Raw genomic sequence first — 456 nt, forward strand, 5'->3', positions numbered from 1 at the left:
TGCTCATTGGACAAAAACTGCAGCCCGGGCGCGGCCAACTCGGTGCGCATCAACAGCGCCAGCAACCCGCCGATGAAGAAGAAGATGAAGCAGGCGACGCAGTACATGATGCCGATCATCTTGTGATCGGTCGTGGTGATCAGCTTGTAGACGAGGTTCCCTTTGGGACCCGTCCGGGCCGGGTACGGACGGACGGCCTCGAGTTCTCCCAACGGGGGGGCTTCGGCTGTCAACAGCTCCTCCAAACATCCGTATCGGTCAGGGCCCGAACCCAGTATTGACACGAATCTTAACCTTCGAACAACTCGCAGTCAGGGCTGGTCCTACAAACTGTCGTAAATACCTTTGAAGTCGGCGGATGTTAGCGTCGGACCCGTGTTGGGGAGGCGAACGATCGCGGCCACGGCCGCCCTGTCCGCCGGGATCCTGGTGTGCGGCGGGTGCGGGGCGGGAGGG

Annotated in this window: 1 pseudogene; it reads right to left on the reverse strand. The window is 61.4% G+C overall.

Annotated elements, in window-relative coordinates:
- Positions 1–233, reverse strand: a pseudogene (locus BST11_RS26900) (cytochrome ubiquinol oxidase subunit I); the annotation flags it as partial.
- Positions 234–456: the final 223 nt, after the last annotated feature.

The sequence above is a fragment of the Mycobacterium alsense genome (assembly GCF_002086635.1).
GTDB classification, from domain to species: Bacteria; Actinomycetota; Actinomycetes; order Mycobacteriales; family Mycobacteriaceae; genus Mycobacterium; species Mycobacterium alsense.